Source organism: Cupriavidus sp. H19C3 (assembly GCF_049393815.1).
Taxonomy (GTDB): Bacteria; Pseudomonadota; Gammaproteobacteria; order Burkholderiales; family Burkholderiaceae; genus Cupriavidus.
In genome coordinates, this window is record NZ_CP184986.1 from 899420 (window position 1) to 925861 (window position 26442).

The 26442-nt window shown below is 65.7% G+C and carries 27 protein-coding genes; 15 read left to right on the forward strand and 12 right to left on the reverse strand.

Features of this window, described 5'->3' with window-relative positions:
- Position 1: 1 nt before the first annotated feature.
- The 4 genes from DFLDMN_RS23515 to DFLDMN_RS23530 are packed head-to-tail and all read right to left on the reverse strand — an operon-like array spanning position 2 to position 4569.
- Complete coding sequence (locus tag DFLDMN_RS23515; RefSeq protein WP_423200281.1) at positions 2-976, reverse strand: Bug family tripartite tricarboxylate transporter substrate binding protein; 975 nt, start codon at positions 974-976, stop codon at positions 2-4.
- A 55-nt stretch (positions 977-1031) separates the two neighbouring features.
- Complete coding sequence (locus DFLDMN_RS23520) at positions 1032-1883, reverse strand: patatin-like phospholipase family protein (RefSeq protein ID WP_423200282.1); 852 nt, start codon at positions 1881-1883, stop codon at positions 1032-1034.
- The gene (locus DFLDMN_RS23525; protein WP_423200283.1) at positions 1880-3100 is read right to left on the reverse strand and encodes a CaiB/BaiF CoA transferase family protein; all 1221 of its coding nucleotides are present in this window, start codon (positions 3098-3100) and stop codon (positions 1880-1882) included. The genes DFLDMN_RS23520 and DFLDMN_RS23525 overlap by 4 nt, the downstream gene beginning before the upstream one ends.
- Entirely contained in the window at positions 3097-4569 is a 1473-nt protein-coding gene (locus tag DFLDMN_RS23530) for a flavin-containing monooxygenase (RefSeq protein WP_423200284.1), read from the reverse strand. The genes DFLDMN_RS23525 and DFLDMN_RS23530 overlap by 4 nt, the downstream gene beginning before the upstream one ends.
- Here DFLDMN_RS23530 and DFLDMN_RS23535 point away from each other — a divergent pair.
- Positions 4538-5191 carry a hypothetical protein gene (locus DFLDMN_RS23535; protein ID WP_423200285.1) on the forward strand — a complete coding sequence of 218 codons (654 nt, stop codon included), beginning with the start codon at positions 4538-4540 and terminating at the stop codon, positions 5189-5191. The two genes, DFLDMN_RS23530 and DFLDMN_RS23535, sit on opposite strands and share 32 nt — an antisense overlap.
- Positions 5192-5219: 28 nt before the next feature.
- On the opposite strand, the gene DFLDMN_RS23540 is transcribed toward DFLDMN_RS23535, so the two are convergent.
- Entirely contained in the window at positions 5220-6188 is a 969-nt protein-coding gene (locus tag DFLDMN_RS23540; RefSeq protein ID WP_423200286.1) for a Bug family tripartite tricarboxylate transporter substrate binding protein, read from the reverse strand.
- 204 nt (positions 6189-6392) lie between these two features.
- On the opposite strand from DFLDMN_RS23540, the gene DFLDMN_RS23545 reads away from it, so the two are divergent.
- Positions 6393-7169, forward strand: a complete 777-nt coding sequence (locus DFLDMN_RS23545) for an IclR family transcriptional regulator (RefSeq protein ID WP_423200287.1) — start codon at positions 6393-6395, stop codon at positions 7167-7169.
- 117 nt (positions 7170-7286) lie between these two features.
- Here DFLDMN_RS23545 and DFLDMN_RS23550 read toward each other — a convergent pair whose 3' ends face one another.
- Positions 7287-7973 carry a uracil-DNA glycosylase family protein gene (locus tag DFLDMN_RS23550; RefSeq protein ID WP_423200288.1) on the reverse strand — a complete coding sequence of 229 codons (687 nt, stop codon included), beginning with the start codon at positions 7971-7973 and terminating at the stop codon, positions 7287-7289.
- Between the two features lie 132 nt (positions 7974-8105).
- On the opposite strand from DFLDMN_RS23550, the gene DFLDMN_RS23555 reads away from it, so the two are divergent.
- On the forward strand, positions 8106-8447 hold the full coding sequence (locus DFLDMN_RS23555; RefSeq protein ID WP_423200289.1) for a DUF4148 domain-containing protein: 342 nt from the start codon (positions 8106-8108) through the stop codon (positions 8445-8447).
- Between the two features lie 347 nt (positions 8448-8794).
- On the opposite strand, the gene DFLDMN_RS23560 is transcribed toward DFLDMN_RS23555, so the two are convergent.
- Positions 8795-10161, reverse strand: a protein-coding gene (locus DFLDMN_RS23560) for an IS3 family transposase (protein WP_423196806.1) whose coding sequence is annotated in 2 segments (ribosomal slippage) — positions 8795-9684 and positions 9684-10161 — 1368 coding nt in all. Because the reading frame shifts where the segments join, the coding sequence is not laid out codon by codon here.
- Positions 10162-10369: 208 nt separating this feature from the next.
- Between DFLDMN_RS23560 and urtA the strand changes: the two genes are divergently transcribed.
- The 10 genes from urtA to DFLDMN_RS23610 all read left to right on the forward strand — a co-directional run bounded on the left by urtA (position 10370) and on the right by DFLDMN_RS23610 (position 20585).
- A complete protein-coding gene (gene urtA, locus DFLDMN_RS23565; RefSeq protein ID WP_423200290.1) occupies positions 10370-11563 on the forward strand; it encodes an urea ABC transporter substrate-binding protein in 1194 nt (397 codons plus the stop codon).
- A 23-nt stretch (positions 11564-11586) separates the two neighbouring features.
- On the forward strand, positions 11587-12489 hold the full coding sequence (gene urtB, locus DFLDMN_RS23570) for an urea ABC transporter permease subunit UrtB (protein ID WP_423200291.1): 903 nt from the start codon (positions 11587-11589) through the stop codon (positions 12487-12489).
- 5 nt (positions 12490-12494) lie between these two features.
- Positions 12495-13541, forward strand: coding sequence for an urea ABC transporter permease subunit UrtC (gene urtC / locus DFLDMN_RS23575; RefSeq protein ID WP_423200292.1), 1047 nt, complete (start codon positions 12495-12497; stop codon positions 13539-13541).
- An 89-nt stretch (positions 13542-13630) separates the two neighbouring features.
- The gene (gene urtD, locus DFLDMN_RS23580; protein ID WP_423200550.1) at positions 13631-14365 is read left to right on the forward strand and encodes an urea ABC transporter ATP-binding protein UrtD; all 735 of its coding nucleotides are present in this window, start codon (positions 13631-13633) and stop codon (positions 14363-14365) included.
- An 8-nt stretch (positions 14366-14373) separates the two neighbouring features.
- A complete protein-coding gene (gene urtE, locus DFLDMN_RS23585) occupies positions 14374-15063 on the forward strand; it encodes an ABC transporter ATP-binding protein (RefSeq protein WP_423200293.1) in 690 nt (229 codons plus the stop codon).
- A 45-nt stretch (positions 15064-15108) separates the two neighbouring features.
- On the forward strand, positions 15109-16146 hold the full coding sequence (locus DFLDMN_RS23590; RefSeq protein WP_423200294.1) for an aliphatic amidase: 1038 nt from the start codon (positions 15109-15111) through the stop codon (positions 16144-16146).
- Positions 16147-16233: 87 nt separating this feature from the next.
- Positions 16234-17040 carry a CbbQ/NirQ/NorQ/GpvN family protein gene (locus DFLDMN_RS23595; protein WP_423200295.1) on the forward strand — a complete coding sequence of 269 codons (807 nt, stop codon included), beginning with the start codon at positions 16234-16236 and terminating at the stop codon, positions 17038-17040.
- Positions 17037-18725 (forward strand): nitric oxide reductase activation protein NorD, encoded by a 1689-nt coding sequence (locus tag DFLDMN_RS23600; protein ID WP_423200296.1) that lies wholly within the window; start codon positions 17037-17039, stop codon positions 18723-18725. The genes DFLDMN_RS23595 and DFLDMN_RS23600 overlap by 4 nt, the downstream gene beginning before the upstream one ends.
- A gap of 75 nt (positions 18726-18800) precedes the next feature.
- The gene (locus DFLDMN_RS23605; protein ID WP_423200297.1) at positions 18801-19955 is read left to right on the forward strand and encodes a transporter substrate-binding domain-containing protein; all 1155 of its coding nucleotides are present in this window, start codon (positions 18801-18803) and stop codon (positions 19953-19955) included.
- A complete protein-coding gene (locus DFLDMN_RS23610) occupies positions 19956-20585 on the forward strand; it encodes an ANTAR domain-containing response regulator (RefSeq protein WP_423200298.1) in 630 nt (209 codons plus the stop codon). It abuts the gene before it with no gap.
- Positions 20586-20600: 15 nt separating this feature from the next.
- Here DFLDMN_RS23610 and DFLDMN_RS23615 read toward each other — a convergent pair whose 3' ends face one another.
- From DFLDMN_RS23615 to DFLDMN_RS23635, 5 genes are all read right to left on the reverse strand, one after another.
- The gene (locus DFLDMN_RS23615; RefSeq protein ID WP_423200299.1) at positions 20601-20930 is read right to left on the reverse strand and encodes a cupin domain-containing protein; all 330 of its coding nucleotides are present in this window, start codon (positions 20928-20930) and stop codon (positions 20601-20603) included.
- Between the two features lie 52 nt (positions 20931-20982).
- Positions 20983-22467 carry an HD domain-containing phosphohydrolase gene (locus DFLDMN_RS23620; RefSeq protein ID WP_423200300.1) on the reverse strand — a complete coding sequence of 495 codons (1485 nt, stop codon included), beginning with the start codon at positions 22465-22467 and terminating at the stop codon, positions 20983-20985.
- Positions 22468-22545: 78 nt separating this feature from the next.
- The gene (locus tag DFLDMN_RS23625; RefSeq protein ID WP_423200301.1) at positions 22546-23160 is read right to left on the reverse strand and encodes a hypothetical protein; all 615 of its coding nucleotides are present in this window, start codon (positions 23158-23160) and stop codon (positions 22546-22548) included.
- 108 nt (positions 23161-23268) lie between these two features.
- Positions 23269-24042 (reverse strand): molybdopterin-dependent oxidoreductase, encoded by a 774-nt coding sequence (locus DFLDMN_RS23630; protein ID WP_423200302.1) that lies wholly within the window; start codon positions 24040-24042, stop codon positions 23269-23271.
- Entirely contained in the window at positions 24039-24626 is a 588-nt protein-coding gene (locus tag DFLDMN_RS23635) for a cytochrome b/b6 domain-containing protein (protein ID WP_423200551.1), read from the reverse strand. The genes DFLDMN_RS23630 and DFLDMN_RS23635 overlap by 4 nt, the downstream gene beginning before the upstream one ends.
- A gap of 384 nt (positions 24627-25010) precedes the next feature.
- Between DFLDMN_RS23635 and DFLDMN_RS23640 the strand changes: the two genes are divergently transcribed.
- The gene (locus DFLDMN_RS23640) at positions 25011-25517 is read left to right on the forward strand and encodes a BCAM0308 family protein (RefSeq protein WP_423200303.1); all 507 of its coding nucleotides are present in this window, start codon (positions 25011-25013) and stop codon (positions 25515-25517) included.
- A 133-nt stretch (positions 25518-25650) separates the two neighbouring features.
- Positions 25651-26346 carry a dienelactone hydrolase family protein gene (locus tag DFLDMN_RS23645; RefSeq protein WP_423200304.1) on the forward strand — a complete coding sequence of 232 codons (696 nt, stop codon included), beginning with the start codon at positions 25651-25653 and terminating at the stop codon, positions 26344-26346.
- Positions 26347-26442 lie beyond the last annotated feature (96 nt).

Here is a 26442-nt window from a genome sequence, read left to right on the forward strand (position 1 = left end):
GTCAGGCGGCTCGGAGTTGGACACGGGTGGAGAGTTCCTGCATCTGCGACGCCTCCTTGCGCACCAGCGCCGCCAGGTCGGCTGGCGTCCCGCCCACGGGGACGATGCCGTAGGAGGCCATCTTCGCGACCGTGGCCTGGTCGGCCAGCATGCCGTTGAGCATGGCGTTCAGCTTGTCGACGATCGGTGCGGGCGTACCGGCCGGCGCGCCCACGCAGAACCACGGCGACATCACGAAGCCGGGCATGGTCTCGGCCAGCGTGGGTACATCGGGCAGCAGCGGCGAGCGGCGCGCCGACGTGACCGCGAGCGCCTTGATGCGGCCGGCCTGGATCAGCTTGAGCGCGGACGAGATCTGGTCGATCGTGAAATCGATATTGCCCGCGATCAGGTCGGTGAGCATCTGCGAGCCGCCCTTGTACGGCACGTGCATGGCGGGCACGCCGGCGCGTTGCTTGAATAGTTCGCAACTGATATGCGCGCTCGATGCCACGCCCGAGCTGCCGTACTGGAACCTGGCGTCCTTCGCCTTCATCCGTGAGATCAGCGCGGCCGGAGAGTCCACGTCCAGCGTCGGCCGCACCATCAGCACGTTCGGCATCTCCGCCAGCGTGATCACCGGCGCGATCGAATCGATCTTGAACGGCAGCTTCTCGTAGGCGAAATGGTTGGTCACCATGGTGCCGACGGAACCCATCAGCAACGTATGGCCGTCCGGCGCGGCACGCGCCACGGCGGCCACGCCGATCGTACCGGTGGCGCCCGGCAGGTTCTCCACCATGACCGGCTTGCCGAGCGTCTTCTGCAGATGCTCGGCGACCATTCGGCCGAGGATGTCGGTCGAGCCGCCGGGCGGAAAGGGCACCATCACCCTGACCGGCTGCGTCGGCCACGCCTCGGCGCGGGCAAGGCGCGTCAGCGCTAGCAGGGGCAGGGCGATACCTGCGGCGACGATGCGTCGTCGGGTCGATTGCATGGCGTGTCTCCTCCTTGATGTCGTTATGCGTACCGGCGGCGCCAGCGACCGGCGCTCAGGCGAACCAGAGCGGCGCGATCTCCGGCACCATGGCCAGCCCCTGGGCGAGGCCGGCCCGCGCGCTCGGTACACAGCGCGCGGGATCGAGTACGTTGTCGGTCATGGCGTCGAGCGCGGCGGCATCGGGCACGATTACCGCCACCCGCATCTGGCGGGCGCGCAAGGCGGCGACTTCCGCGCGCAGATGCCCGCTTACGGGATTGCCGTCCGCATAGCCGAGCGGGGCGATCACGACCGCGCAATCGGCGTCCGGCGCCAGGTCCGCATTGGTCAGCGAACGGATGCCACCGTCCATGTAGGTGCGTCCGTCGATCGGCACCGCGGGCCAGGCCCCCGGCACCGCGCAACTGGCGGCGATGGCATCGACGAGCGCGACGCCGCTGTGGCGGTCGAACACGACGTGCTCGCCGGTGGCGGTGTCGACCGCCACCACGTGCAACGGTGGTTGCGGCCAGCTGGATTGCGGCAGCCGGGCCGCGACGATCTCGCGGCGCACGTGGAGCGGCACGGTCTCGCTGCGCAGCGCATACGCACCGATACGGCGGCGCGCCGCCGTCAGGTCGCCATTGACCTTGTCCATCAATTGCCGGTTGCGGGCGTCTGCCTCCGCCTGGGAATACGGACGCGCCTGCTCGCGCGACATGGCCGGCGTCAGTTGCTGCGTCAGCAACGCCTCCACGCCGATACCCGCGGCCAGCTGCGCGCCCACCACGGAGCCCGCGGAGGTGCCCACAAACGCATCCGCGCGCGCGATATCGAGGCCAAGGCGGGCCATGCCCGCCGCCACGCCGGTGGCCCACGCGATGCCGGCCACGCCCCCGCCGCCCAACACCACCGCGCGCCTCATATCACCCCTGCTTCGGTCAGGGCCTCCAGCTGTTGCGGCGTCAGGCCCAGCAGCCCGCCGTAGATGTCGGTGTTGTGCTGGCCCAGGTCCGGGGCCGGCTCGATCGGCTTCTCCTCGCGATCCGGAAACTTCGGCACCACGCCGGCCATCTTCACCGGACCGATATGCGGGTCGGGCACCGAGGCGATGGTCCCGCGCGCCTGGTAGTGCGGGTCGTTCATGATGTCCTCGATGCTGTAGATGAACGAGTAGGCCAGCCTGGCCTCGTCGAGTCTGGCGCACAGCGTCTCCACCGGCTGGCCCTCGATCCACGCGGCCAGCGCCGCATTGAGTTCGTCCACATGCTGCCAGCGCTGCTCGTGGGTGGCAAAGCGCGCATCCTCGAGCCATTCCGTACGGCCCATGGCCTGTGCCAGGCGCTGGAAGCCGGCATCCGCGGACACCGTCAGGATCATGTAGCGCCCGTCGGCGGTGCGGAAATGCTCGCCGGGTGCCGCCGCGAAATGCTTGTTGCCGCGACGCTCGCGCACGGTGCCAAGCCGGTCGTACGCGGGTACCAGGACCTCGGTGAAGCGGATGATCGACTCGTACATCGCGAGGTCGATCTGCTGGCCTTCGCCACCATGCAGGTCGCGGTGATAGATCGCCATCATCAGCGCAAAGGCACCCAGAATGGCCGACTGGTAATCGGCAATCGAGGTGCCGATGCGTACCGGCGGCCGGTCCGGAAATCCCGTGATACCCATCAGCCCGCCAAACGCGAGCGCAATGCGGTCATATCCCGCGCGCTCGCGATAGGGGCCGGTCTGGCCAAAGCCAGAGATCCGCAGCATGATCAGGCGCGGATTGCGCGCCTTGAGCGCGTCCCAGCCGAGCCCCCATTTTTCCAGCGTGCCGGGGCGGAAGTTCTCGACCACGGCATCGGCCTCCTCCACCAGCCGCAGCAACAGGTCGCGGCCTTCGGGCTTGCGCAGGTCGAGCGTGATCGACTTCTTGTTGCGGTTCTCCACGCTCCAGTACAGGCAGCGGCCATCGACGAAGGGGCCGAGGTCGCGCACGGTATCGCCGCGACGCGGCACTTCCACCTTGATGACTTCGGCGCCAAAGTCACCGAACAGCGTGGCCGCGACGGGTCCCGCCACCATCGTGCCGAGGTCGAGAATGCGCAGTCCGCTCAGCAGGTGCGGGCCCGGGCGGGTCGGGTCGGTGGCCATCATGCGGTGCCTTCCATCGGCTGGCGCGCGCCTTCGGCCTGGCGGGCGGCGCGCACCACGTAGTCGGCCAGCCCCGAATTGCGCGTCATATGCCAGTAGTCGTCGTTGCGGAACGGCGTGGGCGCCACCACGCGACCCTTGGCGTTGCGATACCAGTTGGACATGCCCTTGTGCGTCCAGATCATGCGTGCATGCGCCTCCTGCACGCGCTCGTTGTAGGCGTCGTGCACGTCCTGCCGTACCTCGATCTCGAAGCCGCCCTCATGGCTGTTCAGCGCCGCCTTCAGCAACGACATCACGTATTGCACCTGCGTCTCGAGCAGGGCCACCACGCTGCCGCCATGGCCCAGCGCCGTATTGGGGCCCGCCAGCATGAAGAAGTTCGGGAAGCCCGGGGTCGCGACGCCGAGGTAGGCCTGCGCGCCCTGCGCGTCCCAGTGCTCGCGCACGTTGCGGCCGCCGCGCCCCTGCAGCCGGAACGACGACAGCAGATTGACCGCGTCGAAGCCGGTGCAGACCACCAGGATGTCGGCCTCGTGCCGCTCGCCATTCGCGGTGACCACGGCATGGCCGTCGACGCGCGCGATGCCGTCGTTGACGATGCGCACGTTGTCGCGCGTGGCGGTGCGGAACCAGCCGTTATCCATCAGCATGCGCTTGCCGAACGGGGGGTAGTCGGGCAAGACGTGCGGCAACAGCTCCTGGCGTGCGCCGAGTTCCTGCTTGACGTAGTCGACAAAGTACTCGCGATGCTTGTCATTGCGGCGATTGATCGAGCGTTCCGGATGTGGCCAGGCCGGGTCGATCTGCAGCGAGGCATGGATGCGATCATTGAAGATCCAGGCCAGCCGCTGGCGATACCACGGCTGGTAGTAGGGCACCTCCTTCAGCAGGAAGCGCGCGGCCGCGGGCACCGGTTTCTGGAAGCGCTCGAACGGCGCGGCCCATTGCCGGGAACGCTGGAATACGGTCACCTGCGCCACCTTCGGCGCGATCGCCGGCACGATCTGCATCGCGCTGGCACCATTGCCGATCACGGCCACGCGCTTGCCAGTCACGTCGAGCCCTTCGGGCCACCGTGCGCTATGGAAGCAGGGTCCCTGGAAGCCGTCGAGACCCGGGATGTCCGGCATCTTCGGCACGTTGAGCAGGCCGACCGCGCTGATCACCACGTTGGCCCGCAGCACGTCGGCATTGCCTTCGCCATCGGTCACGCGCACGGTCCAGTCCATCGCGCTCTCGTTGTAGACCGCCGATTCCACCTTGGTATGAAAGCGCACGTGCGGACGCACGCCAAAGCGGTTGGCAACGTCGACGAAGTACGCCTGGATTTCCTCGCGCAGGGCAAAGTAGCGCGTCCAGTCGGCCTTGGCGAACGAGTAAGAATAGATATGATTGGGCGTATCGACCCCGGCGCCCGGATAGCGATTCTCGTACCAGGTGCCGCCGACCTCGCCGTTCTTCTCGATCACGGTGTGGGGGAATGCCCGCGCCGCGCAGGCGGATCGATGCGCAGAGGCCGGCCACGCCCGCGCCGATCACGATCACGTGGAAGTTGTCGGGCACGCGATAGGCGTCGCGCTGGTCGATGCGGAACTCGCGGTCGAGACCCAGCCACGCGCCGACCATCGGCCCGTACGATGCCGGCACCTCTTCGCCGACGCTACGCCGCATCATATCCACCAGCTCGTCGATCTCGGGGGCGGGCAGGGCGGCGGGGCGGCCCGCCTTCCACGCAAGCAGCGCGTCGCGTGCCGCGGCGCGGACTTCCTGCTGCACGTCGTCGGGCAAGCCACCGGTGTCGTGATCGTCGATGCCGCGGATATGGGTGCACTGGTAGCGCTCGGACAGCCAGCGCCGGTCGCCGGTCAGATGCACCAGCACCATCAGCAGCGTCGGCACATTGGCGCTGGGCAGCGCCGCGTCGAGCTCGCGTATCCAGTCGCCATGCGCGGCGGCGAGAGCGGGCCCGTCGGTGCTCGGAAAGCTGCGGTCGTGGTGGTCTTGGGTCTTGTTGTCGGCGTGGTTCATCAGCATGTTCCGGACAAAGGGAGGGCCGCGGCAGGCCACCTCGGTGGCTGCCGGACCGGTTGACAGACGGGGAGGAGGAAGGAAAAAGGAGTTACTTGGCTTTCATGCCCGAGGTGCGGACCACCTCGCCCCATTTGGCGTATTCGGCGGCGACGGTCTTCTGCATGAACTGCGGCGTGCCCGGCCACGGCTCAAAGGCAAGCGCGTCCAGCTTCTGCTTGACCTGCGGCATCTTCAGCACCTCCTGGAGCATCGTGTTGAGCTTCTGGACCACCGCGGGGGGCGTGCCCTTGGGCGCGACCAGCGCGGTCCAGCCGAGCGCCTCATAGCCCTTGACGCCCGCTTCGATCATGGTCGGCACATTGGGCGCGAGCGGCGAGCGCGTGCTGTCGAGCACTGCCAGCGCCTTGAGCTTGCCCGCCTTGATGTTCTCCTGCTGCGCGCCAATGGTGTCCACCATCAGCTGCGCGCGGCCGGACATGACGTCGATCGAGGCTGGTGCGCCGCCCTGATACGACACCGTCGTGATGTCGACGTCCGCCTTGGACTTGAACAGCTGCAGCGCCAGCTCGAACGCCTGCGCGCCCGACGCGAACATCAGCTGACCGGGCTTCTGCCTGGCGTCGCGCACCACGGCGTCGACACTCTCATAGCCGCTGGCCGGTCCCGCCAGCAGCACCATGGGTGCCTTGGCCACCATGCCGATCGGCGCAAAGTCGTTGAGCGGATCGTAGAGCTTTGCATTCTGCAGATGAGGGCCCATGGTCAGCGTGCCGCTCACCGCCAGGCCCAGGGTATAGCCATCGGCGGGTGCCTTGGCCACCATGCCCATGGCCAGCATGCCGCCCACGCCGGGACGGTTTTCGATGACGAACGACTGGCCGGTGAGCCTGGACATCTCCTGGCCCACGATGCGGCTGATGGTGTCGGAGGCGCCGCCGGGCGGATATCCCACCAGCAGCTTCACCGGCCGTGACGGATAGGCGTCTGGCTGGGCCACTGCGATCCCCGGTGCCAGCAGCGCAAGGCAGGCTGCGGCAATGAACTGTGCGCGTCTCATCGTGTCTCCTGGTCTCTCTCGTATCGTTATGACTGCATGCACAGTATCCACAGCAGACGCCCGCATGGTAAAACGTCGCATGCGAATTCGTTCACGATGTGAATATCGAATACACGCGTATTGCGGATGAGGCGCCGTTTCATGGCGATTTCAGCCGATATGTTGTCTAGTAGACGCTCTCGTCCTTCCGCAGGAGTTCACATTGTGAATAGTGAAAACCCTAACGAACGCATGCGCGGCGCCCAGGCGGTGTTCCGCGCGATCGACCTCCTCAAGCTGGTCGGCCTCAATCATGAGCGCGGCATTTCGCTGGCTTCGCTGGTGGCCGCGACCGGGCTGGACCGCGCCACCGCGTACCGGCTGCTGACCTCGCTGGTGCAGGGCGGCATGGTTGCGCGTGACGACGGCAAGCTGTACCGGCTCGGGCTGGAAGCCATGCAACTGGGATTGGCCACCATGAGCCGCGTGCCGATCATGGAGCGCTGCCGTCCCACCATGATCCGCATCGCGCGCCGTACCGAGGATACCGTCTACCTCGTGGTGCGCAACGGGGACTATGCGCATTGCGTCCATTACGAGCAGGGCGCTTTTCCCATCAAGGCGCTGGTGTTGCAGGTGGGCGGGCTGCGCCTGCTTGGGGTCGGCTCGGCGGGTACGGCGCTGATGGCGACGCTCTCCGATGCAGAGCTCGAAAGCTTTCACGCGCGCCACGCGGGCGAGTTGCCGCCGGAACGTAGCGCGCTGTCGCACCTGCGCCGCCAGGCGGGGCAGATTCGTCAGCAGGGCTATGCATGCACGGACAATCTGGTGGCGACCGGCGTGAGCGGGGTCGGCATGTCGTTCCAGGTCACTCCCGGCACTTACGCCGCCATCAGCGTGGGCGCGATCCGCAGCCGCATGGACGAGGAGCGCCGCAAATGGATTGCGGGCCTGATGAGAGAGGAATTGCAGGCCGGCGGATGGGCGCTGATGCCGGCCTGAGGCGTGCCCGCCTTGCGGCCCGTATTTTTGGGGACCGCGTTTTTGTGCCCTGCGTTTGGGCTCTACAGCCGGGCTCTACAGCCCGGACCCTACAGCCCGGACCCTACAGCCCGGACCCTACAGCCGGGCCCGCACCGCGGCCTGCAGCGCGGGCAGCACGCTTGCCTCGAACCACGGATGCTGGCGCATCCAGAGCACCACCCGCCAGGAAGGATGCGGCAACGGCATCAGGTTGGACCCGAAGCGCTCGAAGCCGGCCACCGCGTCGGTCATTGACAGCTTCGGCTGCCGTGGCAGATACGCGGCCTGGGCATGGCTGCCGACCAGCAGCGTCAGCCGGTCATCCGGCAGGCACGCCATCACGCGCGCATGCCAGCGTGGCGCGCACTCGCGCCGCGGCGGCAGATCCCCGCTCTTGCCCTTGCCGGGATAGCAAAACCCCATCGGCACGAGCGCAATGCGCGCGGCGTCGTAGAACTCGTCCTTGCTGACGCCCATCCAGTCACGCAGGCGGTCGCCACTGGCGTCGTCGAACGGCACGCCGCTGGCATGCACGCGCGCCCCCGGCGCCTGGCCGATCACCACGATGCGCGCGGTGGCGCTGAACTGCGTCACCGGCCGGGGCCCGGCCGGCAGGTCGGCACAGTGGGCGCAGGCGGCAATCTCGCGTTGCAGGGCGGGGACGATGCGGTGTATGTGGCGAGGTGACGTCACGGCGTCGGGCAATTCGGTTCGATCCTCTGGCGGGGCTCGTATGGTACCCCGTGCGGCGACGCGGCGCCCTGGCCGCGGCAATCCCTCCATCGGACTTGCGGTGGCCGGTGGCGCCCGAGGGTGGCGAGGCAGGGTGGTGACGCATGGCATGCGATGCGGTCCTGTCGCAAACCGGTTCCGTGCACTACGATCGGAGCATCGCCCCCCGCACCGGCGCACGGCATGGCGGATCGCAGCCATGCCGTGCGCCCCACCGATGCCATGATCCCTTCGACACGTTTGACGCCCGTGCCCCGCGTGGCATTCGCCGCTGCCATCGCCATCCTCGCCATGACGCCCGTAGCGCGTGCCGCGGACGCAAGCGCACCCGCTGGCCTGACACGCGAGGAAGTCCGCAAGGACCTCGAGGCATGGGAACGTGCCGGCCTGCGCGACAAGTATCGCGGCGATGGCGGCCCGGCGTTTTTCGACCCGGATGTGCAGCGGCGCCTGGCGGAATACCAGCGGCTGCGCGCGGGTGAGTCCGTCCCGCCGTCATCGCCATCGCCATCGCCGGTGCGGTGAGGCAAGACCTTTCATCGCGCTGCGCACGGGAGGCGGCTGTGCCGGAATCACCGGAAGATGGCCCGGCGGCTGCACCGAACACGCACGTCATGCGCCGCAATGTGCCATGCGTGTGCGAACTTGCGCCAGGTTCGCGCCATATCAGCGCACGTGCGCCCCGCCACGGTGAAATTGCATGCCTCGGTGAAAATCCCTACACCGCGCAAGAATCCATATGCTATAAATCTCACGTCGACGCGAAGTCGACAATGAACTTGAAGCGCTAGCTGCCAATATCGCCAGCGGAGCGCAAGGCAAAAAAGCCCGAACCGTGAACTGAACCCCAGAAGTTGGACGGTTCAAGAAGACTAGGCTTGCAAGGGCTGGGTCCTGTACTGCACGGGACTCAGCCCTTTTAGCTTCAGTCGGATACGTTCGTTGTTGTAGTAGTGGATGTATTGTCGGATCCCACTTTGCAACTGCTTCACGCTGTCGAACTCGTTCAGGTAGAAGAACTCCGACTTGAGCGTTCCGAAGAAGCTTTCCATCGCGGCATTGTCGAGGCAATTTCCCTTACGGGACATACTCTGACGGACCTTTTTGCCCAGGAGCCGTCGATAGGCGGGCATCCGATATTGCCAGCCCTGATCCGAATGCAACAATGGCCGCTCACTACGCTTGAGGCGTGAGATCGCTTTCTTCAGCATGCCGCTGACCAGATCGAACGTGGGCCGTGTGGAACTCTGCCACGCGACGATCTCGCCGTTGTACAGATCCATGACCGGCGACAGGTACAACTTCTGCCCCTTCACGTTGAACTCGGTTACGTCCGTTACCCATTTCTCGTTAGGCCGTTGTGCGGCGAACTGTCGGTTGAGCAGGTTCGGAGCTGCCAGTCCGAGCCCTCCCCGGTAAGAGCGGTATTTCTTCGGTCGTACCAGCGACTTCAGGCCCAACTGCAGCATCAGGCGCCGGACCAACTTGTGATTGACTACCTCGCCGTCCTGCCGAATTGCCGCAGTAATGCGCCGATAGCCATATCGGCCTCGATGGCGCTCATAGATCGCTCGAATGCGCTGCTTGAGTTCAGCGTAACGGTCTCCTGCCAGCAGGGCCTTCTGCTGATAGTAGAAGGTGCTGCGCGCCAGTCCTGCCACCGCCAGCAGAACGGCCAATGGATGATGCTGCCTCAATTCGAGTACTACTTGCGCTTTGCGCGCGGCGCCTGACGCTGCTCCGCTCGAATCAAGGCATCGAGTTTTTTTAGGTACGCCACCTCCGCGCGCAGGTATTCGTTCTCCTTGAGCAACTGCTCACGGGTACGCTGGTCCTGTTCGGATTCCGGCGCAATGGGTTCGGGTGGTGATGAGTTCGGCATCTTCCGGGGACGTCCCTTGGGACGAGGCAATAGTGCAGGCAGACCACCCTCATGATACTGGCGCTCCCAACGGCTGATGGCACCCGGATCACGAATCCCCCAGATCGCTCGCGCCTCAGATTGCGACAGGTTGTCCCGCTGGATGCCTTCAAGCACCGCCAGCTTGAATTCCGCGCTGTACTTGCTGTGCCCCTTGCGTCGTAACCCGCGTCGACCGTGAAGCTCATGCAGCGCAACCCACTCGCGGGCCAGCGTACGGCCCACCCCATACTCCCGCGCTAGCTCCCTAAAGCCTATACCTCCGGCCAGATATCGCTTTACTACTCTGAGCTTCAATTGCTCGTCGTGCTTCGCCATGAAAAACACCCCAAGGGTTGGATCAGTGTCCAACTCTTGGGGTGCAGTTCACCGGTTGCTACCGGCTCGGGCTTTTTTTGTTTTCTCACCTTGCAGCATGTTTTGCAGATGGATGCCGCGGCAACCAGGGCGGAGCCTTGCCTGAAACAAGGCCAGCCCACGCGGCAAGAAGACCGACAACACCTATTCCTGGCCTTAGGAGAGTGAAATGAGCCGCTTCGATCGTCGCCGTTTTGTCAAGACAGCAGGTTCGCTGGTGGCACTCAGTGCCGCCTCGGGAGGACTGGTCCTGCCGCGCATGGCGCGTGCGCAGGAGGTGGTGAAGCTGGGCCTGCTGCATTCGCTGTCCGGCACGATCGCCATCGCGGAGGCATCGCTGGTCGATGCAGAGAAGCTCGCGGTCGATCAGATCAACGGCGCCGGCGGCGTGATGGGCCGCAAGATCGAGGTAGTGGTGGAAGACGGTGCCAGCGAGAACCCGATCTTTGCCGAGAAGGCGCGCAAGCTGCTGGAGCGCGACAAGTGCGCGGCAATCATCGGCTGCTATACGTCGGCCTCGCGCAAGGCGGTACTGCCCGCGCTGGCGCGCGCCAACGGCCTGCTGTTCTACCCGACCTACTACGAAGGCCAGGAGCAGGACAAGCACGTCATCTACCCCTCGCAGGAAGCCACGCAATCGGTCATCGCCGCCATCGACTGGATGGCGCGCGAGAAGGGCAAGTCCATCTTCCTGGTGGGCTCTGACTACATCTATCCGCGCACCTGTAACAAGATCGCCAAGGCCGCCATCGCGCGTCAGGGCGGCAAGGTCGCCGGCGAGGAATATGCGCCGCTCGGCCACACCGAGTTCTCGTCGATCATCAACAAGATCAAGGCCGCCAGGCCAGACTGCATCTACAGCACCGTGGTGGGCGGCTCCAACGTGGCGTTCTACAAGCAGTTGCGCGCCGCAGGCCTTGACGGCAGCAAGATCACGCTGCTCTCGACCGTGGTCTCGGAGAACGAGATCGAAGGCATCGGCAAGGACAACGCGGTCGGCTACTACGCCTGCATGGGTTACTTCCAGAGTCTCAAGAACCCCGCCAACGAGCGCTTCGTCAAGGCCTTCAAGGCCAGGTACGGGCAGGAGCGCGTGATCGGTGACCCGATGGAAGTCGCTTACAACAGCGTCTACCTGTGGAAACTGGCGGTGGAGAAGGCCAGGTCCTTCGAGCCGGACAAGGTGCTGGCCGCCGCCGGCGGCGTAACCATCGACGCACCCGAAGGCGAGGTGCGTGTGCATGCCACCAATCACCATGTCTGGAAGAAGGTGCGCGTGGGCCGCGCGCGCGCCGACGGGCAGTTCGACATCGTGTGGGAGTCGCCCAGCCTGATCGAGCCCAATCCGTTCCCCAAGGTCTGACGCATTGCGAACGGAGACGCAGCATGAATATCGACATCATCGCGATGCAGGTCTTCAACGGCTTCAGCCTGTTCACCATCCTGTTCCTGATGGCGATCGGGCTGGCCATCGTATTCGGGCTGATGGGCGTCATCAACATGGCGCACGGCGAACTGATGGCGCTCGGGGCCTACATGACGTACCTGACCGCGCGGGCCTTTGAACTGCACGCCCCGCAATGGATGGATGGTTACCTGTTCGTGGCCATTCCCGTGGCCTTCCTCACCACCTTTGCGGCCGGCTATGTGCTGGAGCGCGGCTTTATCCGCTTCTTCTACGATCGTCCGCTCGACACGTTGCTGGCCACCTGGGGCCTGAGCCTGATCCTGCAGCAGACCTATCGCTCGGTGTTCGGCCCGCAGGAAGTCAGCGTGCCGCTGGCGTCATGGCTGGCCGGCGCCTGGGAGCCGGTGCCCGATATCCAGTTGCCGCTGACCCGCATCTTCGTGATCGGGCTCACCGCGGTGGTGGCGGTGGGCGTGTACCTGCTGCTGTATCGCACACGGTGGGGCCTGCGCGTGCGTGCCGTCACGCAGAACCGCGCCATGAGCGATGCGGTGGGCATCAACACGGACCGCGTCGATGCCGCCACGTTCGCGCTGGGATCGGGCCTGGCAGGCATTGCCGGCTGCGTCTTCACGATGATCGGCTCGACCAACCCGGGCACCGGACAGCTCTATATCGTCGACTCGTTCATCGTGGTGGTGTTCGGCGGCGTGCAGAGCCTGATCGGCACCGCCTTGTCGGGCTTCTCGATTGCACAGTCGCAGACCACGCTCGAGTACCTGATGAGCGGATCGATGGCCAAGGTGACGATCCTGCTGCTGGTCATCACCGCGCTGTACTTCCGTCCCAACGGGCTGTTCGCCCGCAAAGCGCGCCGGTGACCGCCATGACCACCTTCCTGCGCAAGACCGACCTCGCGACGCTCGCCTTCGTCATCGCACTGCTGCTGTTGCTGCCGTTGGCGCTCGACGACTTCCGCCTCAACCTCGTCGGCAAGTATCTGGCCTTTGCCTTCGTCGCCATCGGCATCGTCATCACCTGGGGCTACGGCGGCATCCTGAGTCTTGGCCAGGGTATCTTCTTCGGCCTGGGCGGCTACATGATGGCGATGTTCCTCAAGCTCGAGGCGTCCGCGCCCGACCTGCCCGACTTCATGGTCTGGAGCAGCGTGGAGAAGCTGCCGCTCTGGTGGGAGCCGTTCCACAGCCTGGCGGCCACCGTGGTGCTGATCCTCGTGCTGCCGGCGGTGCTGGCCTACGGACTGTCGTATGCGGTGTTCAAGCGGCGTGTCAGCGGCGTCTACTTCGCCATCATCACGCTGTGCCTGGCCACCACGCTGACCGTGCTGATCATCGGCCAGCAGGGCGATACCGGTGGTGCCAATGGCATGACCGATTTCCGCACGCTGCTGGGCATGGACATCGTCGGTGACGCGGCGCGTCGCACGCTGTACTGGATCGAGGCAGCGACCGTATCGGTGCTGATGGCACTGGCCGTGGCGCTGCTGCGCAGCCGCTTTGGCAAGGTACTGATCGCGATTCGCGACAGCGAGGACCGGGTGCGCTTCAGCGGCTACAACACGGCGCATTTCAAGGCCTTCGTGTTCATGCTTGCGGCCATCCTGAGCGCCATCGGCGGCGCCTTCTACACGCTGCAGGTGGGGCTGATCTCGCCGAATGTAGTGGGCGTGGTCACCTCGGTGGAAATGGTCATCTTTGCCGCGGTGGGCGGGCGACTGTCGGTACCCGGCGCGGTGATCGGCGCGCTGCTGGTGGGATTCCTCAAATCGTGGCTATCCGAGGCATTCCCGGAAATCTGGCTCTACTTTCTCGGCGCCATCTTCATTCTCGTGGTGGTGGCCATGCCCAACGGACTGGCGGGATGGATCGAGCGGCCGCGTCGCGCGGCCGCGCCGGCGAGGAGCGGCCGATGAACGCGAACCTCAGTGCAGATATGAACGTCGAGATCAACATGGAAGACATGGCTGCCATCCCTGGCATGGCGGATCCGGTCACCGGCAGCATGCCCGGCTGCCTGGAGGTGGAGGGGCTGACGGTCTCGTTCGACGGCTTCCGCGCCGTGGACAACCTGCGCCTGCGCGTGGAGCCATGCGAATTGCGCGTGATCATCGGCCCCAACGGTGCCGGCAAGACCACGCTGCTCGACATGATCTGCGGCAAGACGCGCCCCTCGGCCGGCAAGGTCGTGTTCGACGGGCACGAGCTGTCGGCGATGTCCGAGCACGAAATCGTACGGACCGGCGTCGGCCGCAAGTTCCAGACGCCGTCGGTGTACGAGGACCTCACGGTGTTCGAGAACTTCGAGATCTCGCTACCGCATGCCCAGGGCATCCTGCGCTCGGTGTTCTTCCGCCGCAGGGCGGACATCGTGGCGCGCATCCATGAGGTAGCGGACACGGTCTTCCTGCGCGACCACCTCGACGACAAGGCTGGGCGCCTGAGCCATGGCCAGAAGCAGTGGCTCGAGATCGGCATGTTGCTGATGCAGGAGCCCAAGCTGCTGCTGCTCGACGAGCCGGTGGCTGGCATGAGCCCGCGCGAACGCGAGCTCACGGCCGATCTGCTGAACCGCATCGCGCAGGGCAAGTCGGTGATCGTGATCGAGCACGACATGGACTTTGTGCGCCGCATCGCGCGCAAGGTGACCGTGCTGCACCAGGGCAAGCTGCTCAGCGAAGGCACGGTCGCGCAGGTGCAGGCCGACCAGCGCGTGATCGACGTCTATCTTGGGCACTAGGAGCGCACATGCTGGAAGTCAGTCAACTCAATGTCGCCTATCGCGAATCGCAGGTTATCCGCGATGTCTCGTTCGCGGTGCGCGAACGCGAGGCCGTGGCCATCATGGGACGCAACGGCATGGGCAAGACCACGTTGCTCAAGGCCCTGATCGGCATGCTGCCGGCGCGATCGGGCAGCATCCGGCTCAATGGGGCGGAGCTCGCCGGCCTGCGCGGCCATGCGCGCGTGCGGCAGGGCCTCGCCTTCGTGCCGCAGGGCCGCATGATCTTTCCGATGCTGACGGTAGAGCAGAACATCCTGACCGGCACCGAGACCTCGGGCTATCGCGCCGTGCCGTCCTATATCTACCGCTGCTTTCCGGTGCTGCAGGAAATGCGCCACCGGCGTGGCGGCAATCTCAGCGGCGGCCAGCAGCAGATGCTCGCGATCGCGCGCGCACTGGTGTCCGACCCCAAGGTATTGATTCTCGACGAACCGACCGAGGGGATCCAGCCCTCCATCATCAAGGAGATTGCCCGCACGCTCAACACGCTGCGCCAGGAGCGCGGCTTTTCGATTGTCGTGTCCGAGCAGGTGCTGAGCTTTGCGCTCGACCTGGCGGACCGCTTTCTGGTGATCGACGGTGGCCGCCTGGTGCATGAGGCGGAACGCGACACCCTGGACCCGGACAAGATCCGGTCATTCCTGACCGTTTGATGGTTTCCCCCGTTTGACGGCTTTTTCCCGACAAGGAGCAGTGAGATGAGACATGGCGATATTGGCAGCTCGAAAGACACCGTGGGCGTGGCAGTGGTCAACTACAAGATGCCGCGGCTCCATACCCGGGCCGAGGTGATCGACAACGCGCGCAAGATCGGCGAGATGCTGGTCGGCATGAAGCAGGGCCTGCCCGGCATGGATCTGGTGGTGTTTCCCGAGTACTCCACTCACGGCATCATGTATGACGCCAAGGAGATGTACGACACGGCCTCCGAGATTCCCGGCGCGGAGACCGAGATCTTCGCCGCGGCCTGCCGCAAGGCCAACGTCTGGGGCGTGTTCTCGCTGACCGGCGAGCGGCACGAGGAGCATCCCAACAAGGCGCCGTACAACACGCTGATCCTGATGAACAACCACGGCGAGATCGTGCAGAAGTATCGCAAGATCATGCCGTGGGCCCCGATCGAGGGCTGGTATCCGGGCAATTGCACGTACGTCTCGGAAGGCCCCAAGGGGCTCAAGCTCAGCCTGATCATCTGCGACGACGGCAACTACCCCGAGATCTGGCGCGATTGCGTGATGCGCGGCGCCGAACTGGTGGTGCGTTGCCAGGGCTACATGTATCCCGCCCGCGACCAGCAGATGATGGTGGCGCGCACCATGGCGTGGATGAACAACTGCTATGTAGCAGTGGCCAATGCCACCGGCTTCGACGGCGTGTACTCGTACTTCGGCGGCTCGTCGCTGATCGGCTTTGACGGCCGCACGCTGGGCGAATGCGGAGCCGAAGAAATGGGCATCCAGTACGGCGAGTTCTCGCTGAGCCTGATTCGCGACGCGCGCAAGAACCAGCAGTCGAACAACCACCTGTTCAAGCTGCTGCATCGTGGCTACACCGGCAAGCTCAACTCCGGCGAAGGCGCGCAGGGCGTGGCCGCGTGTCCGTTCGAGTTCTACGGCAAGTGGGTCAACGATCCCGAAGGCACGCGCAAGATGGTCGAGTCGCTGACGCGCTCCACCATCGGCACGCCCGAATGCCCGATCGAGGGCATTCCCCACGAGCCGGCCGAGCATCGCTGATCGCCGCCGCATGGCATCCGCGCGGGGCGGATGCCATGCGCGGACCCCGCACGCACCACGCATGACAACCAGGCAATGTCATCTCCCATGTCCAGCACCATCGCCGAGTACTGCATCGAACAGGAACCGTTTTACCGCCCCACCGGCAGCGAGGTGGCGTGGTTCATGCACGCCTATGCGCACCGGCTGCCCACCGTACTGAAGGGGCCGACCGGCTGTGGCAAGACCCGGTTTATCGAGTACATGGCGTGGAAGCTGCGCAAGCCGCTGATCACGGTGGCCTGCCATGAGGACATGACCACCTCGGACCTGGTGGGACGCTATCTGCTGGACGCCCACGGCACCGCCTGGCATGACGGCCCGCTGACCACGGCGGTCCGCGCCGGGGCTATCTGCTACCTCGACGAGGTGGTCGAGGCGCGGCAGGACACCACGGTCATCATCCATCCCCTCACCGATGCCCGCCGCCTGCTGCCGCTGGAGAAAAAAGGCGAACTCGTGCACGCACATGCCGATTTCCAGCTGGTGGTGTCGTTCAACCCGGGCTACCAGAGCCGGACCAAGGACATGAAGCCATCGACGCGCCAACGCTTCGTGGCGATGTCGTTCGACTACCCCGATGCCGCCACCGAAGCCGCGATCGTCGCTGCCGAGGCCCGCATCCCGCCGGCGTTGGCTGCACAACTCGTAGCGCTGGCGCACGGCACGCGCGCCCTCAAGGATCGCGGCCTGGACGAGGGTGCCTCCACGCGCATGCTGATCTACGCGGGCACGCTGGTGCGCTCGGGCGTCAGTCCGCGCGACAGCTGCGACATGACCATGACGCATGCGCTGACCGACGATCCGGACATGGCCCTGGCGATTCGCGAGATGGTCGACGCGACCTTTGCATGATGGGCGCACTGCCGCTCGCGACCGCATCGCAACCGCTTCCACCGGCGCCGGCGTCGGCATCGGCATCGGGACTGTCGCCGGCCCTGGCATGGCTGCTGACCGCGTTGTGCGGCACCGGCGCCGCGGTAAGTACGTCGGCGCGCATCCGGCGGCCGGTCTTGCGTCCCGCGCATCTGTTGCTGCCGCACGGCGACGGGTTGCCGCCCCCTGATCCCGTCTACGCCGTGCGTCGGGCCGCGGTCGCCCATGCCGCCGGCCATCTGCTGTTCTCGCCCGCCGGGCTGCGCCCGACCGGGTTGAAGCCGATGAGCGTGGCAGTGATCTCCGCCGTGGAAGACGCCCGCGTCGACAGTCTGATGATGCGTCGCTATCCGGGACTGCGCGCCTGGCTGCTGCCCACGCTGCGTGCGACCGTGCAGCGCGACGGGCTGTCGTTCGGCGCCCTGATCGCGCGTATGAGCGTGGCACTGCTCGACGACGCCTGGCAGGACGACAATCATTGGGTTAACAAGGCGCGCGAGCGCTTCCGCGCACTGCATGACCGCCTCGACGACTATGCTGCGTTCCGGCAGGCCGCATCGGTGCTGGCCAACGACCTCGGCCAGATGCGCGTGCGCTTCGACCTGAACAGCTACGTGGTGCCGGCCGCCTACCGCGACGACAACAGCTATCTATGGGAATTCGGCGCGAGCGAGTCCGGCCAGGACGAGGCGCCGCTGGAACTGGCCTCGGAGCGCCCGCCGCCACCACCGGCTGCCGCACCGCCGGCTACCGAGGCCACCGAGGCCGAGCGCAGCACGCGATATCCGGAATGGGACCACCGGCTGGAACGATATCGCGACGACTGGTGCACGGTGGTCGAACAACCCTGTGCGCTGCAGGCGTCGCACGCGTCGACGTCGGCGCCCCCGCCCATACAGGCGGCGGTGGGCCGCGTCGCCCTCAAGACCCGCGCGGAACTGTCGCGCGACGGGCGCTTGCGCGGGCAACTGGAAGGCGAGACGCTCGACCTCGATGCCGCCATCGCGATGCTGGTGGAACGCCGCCGCGGCCTGCGCCCCGAGCCGCGTCTGTTTATCCGGCCGGGACGCGGCATGCGGCCGCTGAGCCTGCTGCTGCTGGTCGATATGTCCCGGTCGACCAACGACGTCGCTCCGGGCGCGACGCTGTCGGTACTCGATACGGAGAAGACCGCGACGCTGCTGCTGGCCCGGGCCGCGCTCGCTTGTGGGCACCGGGTGGCTATCCACGGGTTTTCCTCCGATACACGCGCGTGCGTCAATTACTTCCGGCTACTCGACTTTGGCCAGCCGCTCGATGCCGTGGCGGAACGCGCGGTCCTGTCGATGCGCGGGGCATACTCGACGCGCCTCGGTGCGGCCATGCGCCACGCCGCATCCTTCCTGCTGGCCGAGGCCTGCCCGCATCGGGCAATCCTGGTGGTGACCGACGGCGCACCGGCCGACATCGACGTCCACGACGCCCGTTACCTGCCCGAGGACGCGCGTCAGGCGGTGCGGTCCGCGCGGCGGCAGGGCATCCACACCTCGGGCGTGGTGGTCGACAGCGGGGCCGCCGGCTACGCGCGCACGATCTTCGGTCATGGAAACTACTGCATTGCCGATTCGTCGCAGGTCTTGCCTGTGCGCTTGAGCGCGATATATGCTCGAATCGTTGCCAATTAGGAAAGATCGAGGAAAGCATGGATGTGGCGCAGCGGGTGCCCCGGTTCGACGCAGCAACATTGGAAGGTGGTTGCCATGGCCAATCTTGATCCGGTACGCGTTGGGGTGCTGTTCTCCGAGACCGGCGCGACGTCGACCATCGGCCATTCGCAGCTGCAGGGCTCGCTGCTCGCCATCGAGGAGATCAACGAAGCCGGCGGCCTCGACGGGCGGGAACTGGTGCCCGTGGTCTACGATGCGCAGTCTTCGCCAGCGGTTTATGCGCGCATGGCCGAGCGGCTGATCGTGCAGGACAAGGTCAACGTGCTGTTTGGCTGCTATATGTCCAGCAGCCGCAAGGCCGTGCTGCCCGTGGTGGAGCGGTGGAACCGGCTGCTGTTCTACCCCACGCTCTACGAGGGCTTCGAGTTCTCGAACAACATCATCTATACCGGTGCGGCACCAAACCAGAACAGCGTGCAGCTGGCCGAGTTCATGACCGCGAATTTCGGTGCGCGCGTGTACTTGGTCGGCTCCGACTATATCTATCCGTACGAGTCCAATCGCATCATGGGCGAACTCGTGCTGCAGCGGCAGGGCAGCGAGAAGGTGGGGGAGCGCTATGTGCCGCTCGACGCCACCGAGGCCGATTTCCGGCCCATCGTCGACGATATCGTCAACAAGCGTCCCGATTTCATTTTTTCGACGGTGGTCGGCAATTCCACCGCGGCGTTCTATCGCGCCTATGCGGAAGCGGGGCTCGACCCCCGTACCATGCCGATCGCCAGCCTGACCACGTCCGAGGCGGAAATCTCGCAAATGGGCGCGGATGTCGCCACCGGGCATATCACGGCCGCGCCGTACTTCCAGTCGATCCAGCGCCCGGACAACCTCCGTTGCCTGGAACGGTTGCGCCGCCGCTTCGGCCAGGATTCGGTGCCGAACCTGTGCTGGGAGGCCGCGTACTTCCAGATGCATATGTTCGCCAACGCGTTCCGCCAATCCGGCGACGACGAAATCACCAACATCCTGCCGCACCTGCTCGGCAGCGAGTTCGACGCACCGCAGGGGCGCGTGCAGATCGAGCCGTCCAACCACCATACCTGCCTGTACCCACGCATCGGCGTTGCCAATTCCAAGGGACAGTTCACGATCGTGCGGGAAGCCACCCGCCCCGTGCATCCCGATCCGTATCTGGTCACCCATTCGCTCGGGGATTGGACCACGACGTTGACGTCGCTGGAGCTATAGATGGGTAGCGAAGGGCAGCGACGCACGATCCGCGCGACGCCGCAGATCCTCAAGGACCTGCGCACGCTGCGCGTGCTCGTGTTTCATCCGGACGATGCCGATGGCAAACAGCTGACCGGGCAGTTGCAACGGATCGGCTGCCAGGTCCAGGCGTTCTGGCCGCCGCTGCCGGCCCTGCCAGAGAAGGTGGATGCCATCTTCCTGGCGGTACGCCCCGACTGCATCGAGCTGGGATTCGAGTGGCTGCGCGAGGATGTGGTGCCGACGCTGATCGCGGTGGTCACCTACGAGAACCCGACCATTGTCGAGACCGTGCTCCATATCGGCGCCCAGGCGGTGTTGCCCTCGCCGGTGCGCTCGTTCGGCTTGTTGTCGGCGCTGGTGGTGGCGCGGCAGTTGCATGGCGACAAGACCAACGCCACGCGCAAGATCCGCAAGCTGGAGAGCAAGCTCATAGGCGTACGGCAGATTGCCGAGGCCAAGAGCATCCTGATGCGAACGCGGCAGATCAGCGACGGGGCGGCCTACGACCTGATTCGCGATCAGGCCATGAGCAAGCGCGTGACCACCGAAGAGATCGCCACGGCCATCATCAACGCCAACGAGGTGCTGACAGGCCGCGGCGGCTGAGTCCGCGCTGCGGCGTCAGGCAAGCACGATATCGCGCGCGCCGCCCGACTGCACATTGATGTACACCACTTCGGTCGACGTCTCGTTGCGGACGTGGTGGACCACGCCGGGCTCCACCGTGTAGTGATCGTGTACCTGCGTCCGTTCGATCCGGTCGCCCGTCCTGGTCTCGACCGTCAGCACGCCCTGGACGACCATGAACCGGTCACGCACGCGGGTATGGTGGTGCCACTGCGTTTCTCCACCGGGCAGGACCGTCGTGCGGGAGACGGCATAGTCGTCATCCGTCAGCAGCGTCCTGTATAGCACCCCGTCATTGGCGAGGGGGATATCCTTGTCTTCCACGTTCGGCTCCTTCGGTTTCCGCGGTCTGTTTGCAACGTCGATCACATCACGCTCATCCGAGCAATCCCAGCGCGGACGCCTTGAGCGTAGCGGCCGCGCGCGTCGAGCATTCGAGTTTGCGGAACACGCTTTCAACATGTGTCCGTATCGTGCTCGGGCTCAGTGCAAGCTCGCGCGCGACCTCCTTGTTGGTCGCGCCACGCGAAATGGCCCGCAACACGTCCGTCTCGCGTGCCGACAACAGGGTGCCGACGGCCGGGGTTCTGCGCTTCTGCCGGATGCCGGCCGCACCGTCCGCCAGCACGGCCTCGACCGCATCGCCGCATAGCCGGCCATCGGCGACGTCGTCGCGCAGCTGTTGCGCGGCGGCCTCGGCAGACAGCGCGGGGCGCCATGGCCGCGCCGAACGCAAGGCAACCCATGCCACCGCAGCCGCCAGCACGCGCGCCTCGAGCGTCAGGGCCTGGCCGCTCGCACCGCGGAAGTAACCCGATCCGTCGAGCCGCTCATAGGCATACGAGGCGAGTTCGGCCGCATCGCCCAGCGTGCCGGCCTGCTTGCCCGCGCGCGCGGTCCAGTACGGTACCAGCCGGACCTTCTCCCATGCGCTATCGGGCAGCGGGGTGGCCATGTTCCAGATGCCGTTGGGCACTGCCGCGCGGCCGATGCCGTGAATCAGCCCGGCCAGATAGACGCGTGCATGCGTCCCCTTGTCGGGCGTAAGGCGCGCACAACCATCGGCCGCGGTTGCCGCGACCGCGCGCGAGAAGCCCGTCATCCAAGGCAGCTTGAGGTCGACCACATCGGCAATCAGCTCGGCCGTGGTGGTCTGCTCCATGTCGCGCGTAATCAGCGCGGCGCCAAGCTCGGCGAGCGGCATGCGTTGCAATGCCGCCAGCCAGTCCGCTACCTGCGGCATGGCGGCGTCGACCAGCCAGCCCGGATAACGCGCGTCGGCGCGTTGGGCGACCAGCTTCTGCGCCTGTTCCACGCCGTAGGTCCGGCTGAACGCTTCCACGTCCCCGGCCAGCGACACCACGCATACCGCAATGGGTACCGCCTCGCGCGCCAGCTGGGCCGGCAGGCCGCTGCCATCCCAGTTTTCGAAGATGCGGCACAGTGCCGCCTCGGTGCCGGACCCCAGGCCCAGCATGCGCGCGATTTCGCCCGACACCTCGCAGTGGATTTGCGCGAGCGGGGTGAGCACCGCGCCCGGGCCACCGAGCGCTTCGAGCGGGCCCACCCAATCCCCGCGGCCTTCCACCATGGCGTTGCGCACCTGGATATCGTCGCCAAAGACATCGGCAAAGCCGGCGGCATTCGCCGTACAACCGGACCAGCGCAGCAACGAGGTCTCGCGCACGGCATCGCACGTGGCGGTGTCGAGCCGCGCGGCCTGCGCGATTTTCGCGGCGAGCCAGGCGGTGCGCAGCGAATGGTCGGTCGGCTGTCCCATGCTCAGGTCGCCGATAAAGGCAAGCGCTTTCACCACATCGAACACGCGCAGCGGGGAGGGACTGGCTTCGTTACCGGTCATCGATTCAAGGGGGAAGGGGGGAGGGGATCGATCACTATACGCCACCAGGTCGAGCCAGGCCTCGGGCGACGGCAGTCTTTACATCGGCGGCACCACGCCATCCTTCTCGACCACCACGATCTGGCCATCGTAACTGCCCGTGCTGGCGGGCGTGGCCACCACGAACACCTTCTTGCCCGTGGTGAGCTCGGCCGGCGTGGCCGGAATCAGCGTCACGACCGGGACATTGGTCGGCACATTGATGGTGTTGTTACCGCCCTTGAAGGAGAGCTTGAGATCGCGGCCGTTGGTGCTTTCCACCACCGTATCGACATTGGCATTGGTCATGGTGGAGTTTGCACCGAGATCCCACGCATAGTGCCCTTCGCCGGTGCCGCGGGCGGCTTCCGGAAACACCACGACTTCCTTCGCGGTGAGCTTGCCGTCAGGTCCGGGCATCGCGGCAGCGCCGACATACGAGCCCGGCTTGATGTCCGCCAGCTGGATCGCCTTGACGGCGTTGACACGCGACTTGTCGTTCATCGCAATGGTCACGGTATCGCCGCTGCGACGATGCACCTTGAGCGTGGTGCCGGACACCGATACGATTTCGCCACGAATGCGCTCGGGCTTGCCGGCCGGCGGCTGCGCGAGCACCGTGCCAGCGATGGTCAGAGCGGCAATGGACGTGGCGAGCTTGAAATGGATGGACATGAATACTCCGTGAGTCAGGCGTTGAGGAGGAGAGTGGCGGCTTGCGGTTCGAAAAGGCCTGAGAGGGCCTGAGAGGACTTAAGAGCGCCTAAGAGGGCCCAGGAGGCCTTAAGATCCGCCGAACCAGTTGTAGCCCTGGTTTTCCCAATAGCCGCCCGGGAAAGCGTTGGTCACCGTCATGCTGACGATATGCTTGGCATTCTTGTAGCCGAGCTTGGTCGGCATGCGCAGCTTGAGCGGAAAGCCATACTTCGGTGGCAATACCTTGCCGTCGTAGGTCAATGTCAGCTGTGTCTGCGCATGGAGCGCGGTTGGCATGTCGATACTGGTCCAGTAATTGTCCGCGCAATGCAGTGCCACATACTTGGCGGTGATATCGGCGCCCGCGCGTTGCAGAAAGTCGGAGAAACGCACGCCGCCCCACTTGCCGATGGCGCTCCAGCCTTCGATGCAGATATGGCGCGTGACCTGGCTCTGCTGGGGCAGGGCGTGTAGTTCATCGAGCGTCCACAGGCGTTTGCCCTTGACCAGACCGCCGAGTTCGAGCCGAAAGCCCGCTGCGTCCACTTCCGGCACCTGGTCGATGTCATAGAACGCGTTGAACGGGAACGGGCGGGTCATCATCGACTCCGGATACGTCGGCGCCAGCCGGCGGGGGTCGAACAGCAGCCCCTGGGCACGGTCGTTGAATGCCGAGATCCTGCGCAGCATCGTGTTTACCGACTCGTCGTTGATCAAGTCGCAGCCCGACAGCAGAGCCAGGCCGCCCAGGCTCAGGATGCGTCGGCCAAACCGGCGGCGCGAGGACGAGGCCAGCTCGCCGTGCGCGTCCTTGAGGATGGACGCGGCGTCCGGCGTCCACGGAGATCGGCGCGAAGTCATGATGCCTTGCCTCGGAGCATGGTGAGAAGAGAGCGCGGGACCAGTGCCACCATGACGATATGGACCGCGAAGAAGCCGACCAGCACGCTCATCGCACCGAAGTGCACGATGCGGGCGTTGTCGAAGCCGCCCATCGTCACGCGCAGCAGCGGCAGTTGAACCGGCTTCCAGATCGCCAGGCCCGACCAGATCAACAGCGCGAGATCGAGTATCACGATCAGGTAAGCGAGCTTCTGCACCGCGTTGTACTTCGTCACATCGTGATGATGGAGTCTGCCGCGGAGCGCGGCGGCGAGGTCGGTCGCGATCGCGCCGATGGAGCCGGGGAACAGTGCCTTGCGCAGCCGGCCGGTGGACAGGCTCAACGCCAGGTAGAGCGCCAGGTTGCCCACCAGCACCCACATAAAGGCAAAGTGCCAGAGCAGGGCGCCTCCCAGCCAGCCGCCGAGCGTGATCGACGCGGGAAAGCGGACGGCGTCGAAAATTGGCGATGCTTCGTACACCTGCCAGCCGCTCATGCACATGGCGATTGCGGCCACTGCGTTGATCCAGTGAAACATACGTACCCAGGCGGGGTGGGAAATCCGGCAAGTCAAAGGCAACCTCGTTGTTCGACAGTCATGCGCCCCTGTCGGGTGTTGGGGGAAGGCGCAACATCGCGCGTATCCCCGTGACGCCAGGTGCGCGACAACTATCGCAGGCAAGGCCGGTGCAACGGCACCGGTCAAATGACCGATACGGAGATTGCGCCCGTCAGTGGTGGCGCCATGCGGTACCGCGACCGCCCCCGCCCGGAGGTCTGGCCCGGATGTCTTGCCAATGTTTGATCCAACCCAAGTCGGCCTCTGCCCGGACGCATATGGTTAATGGCAGGCGCCGCCTGGCGGGCTACGTTGCCGCGAGGCACATGTCGCTCAGACGCCGCAGGCGCGCGTATCCATGACCCGAGAAAGACGAGAGAGGCATCGATGAAAGTCCGCGCACAATCCATGAAGGTCCGGCCGGTCCGCTGGAACCCGTTCCCCGTCGAGCATATGCCCGACCGCTACAAGCAGCCCGCCGCCTCCCCGGCACTGGCGAGCTGCCCGGCCTGCCATGCCGTGTACATGCGCGGGCACTGGCAATGGCGCCCGGTGCCGCCCGGCGCGGCCTCCCTGGTCTGCTCGGCATGCCAGCGCATCGCCGACAAGGCACCTGCCGGGACCGTGATGCTGGGCGGCCCGTTCGAGGCAGCGCATCGGACCGAGATGCTGGCCCTGGTCCGGCACCGCGAAGCCCAGCTACGGGCCCAGCATCCGATGGAGCGACTGATGGGCATTGAATCGGGAGAGCAGGGCACGGTGATCACCACCACCGGATTGCACCTCGCGCGCGATATCGGCAATGCCATTCACCATGCCTTTCGCGGTACGCTGACCATCGACTACGGCAATGCCGAGACCGAGCTGCATGTGCACTGGCACCGTGAAGGATGACTCCACGGCGGATGGCGGCCAGGCCGAGGGCAACGGCGGTTAGGGACCGCGGCGGCCCACCGCGTGGGGCCCTTGCCGCGTGCATGCGGCAAGGAAAGACAGGAAGGACAGGAAGGGGTGCAAGGGGGCTGTCATGGCACACATCACGATCGAACAGGTCCAGATACATATCGCCGATATCGTGCTGCCCGGCGACCTTGCGCTGCCGGAAGCCGCATCGGGCCTGGTGCTGTTTGCGCATGGCAGCGGCAGCTCGCGCCTTAGCATACGCAACCGCGAGGTAGCAGCGAGGCTGAACCGGATGGGCCTGGGCACACTGCTGTTCGACCTGCTGACGCCCGAGGAAGACCTTGGCATGTCGAGTCGCTTCGACATCGCGCTGCTGGGCGAGCGCCTCACTGCGGCCACCGCATCGGTGGCACACCTGGCGCGCACGCGGCATCTGCGGCTCGGCTACTTCGGCGCCAGCACGGGCGCGGCTGCCGCCATCCGGGCCGCCGCGGCACCGCCGCCGCATATGCGCATCGATGCGGTGGTATCGCGCGGCGGCCGCGTCGATCTGGCGGGGCATGACGCCTTGTGCCGCCTGCGGTCGCCGACGCTGGTGATCGTGGGCGAGGCCGACGAGGAAGTACTCAGGCTCACCGCGCGTGCGTGGGAATGGATGTCAGGCGAGAAGCGGCTCGAGGTGATCCCCGGCGCCACGCACCTGTTCGAGGAGGCGGGTGCCCTGGACCAGGTGGGCAAACTAGCGGGACACTGGTTTTGTGAGCACTTTGCCGCGGCGGCGGCCCGGCATCCGCACGATCCGCACGAACACGCACGCTAGTTCCGCTTCCGCGTTTTTTTCGCCTTCCACGTCTTCCACGTCTTCCACGGTGGCAGGTCCAGGTCAGGTCCCGACGCATGCCGGGACCGCTGCAAC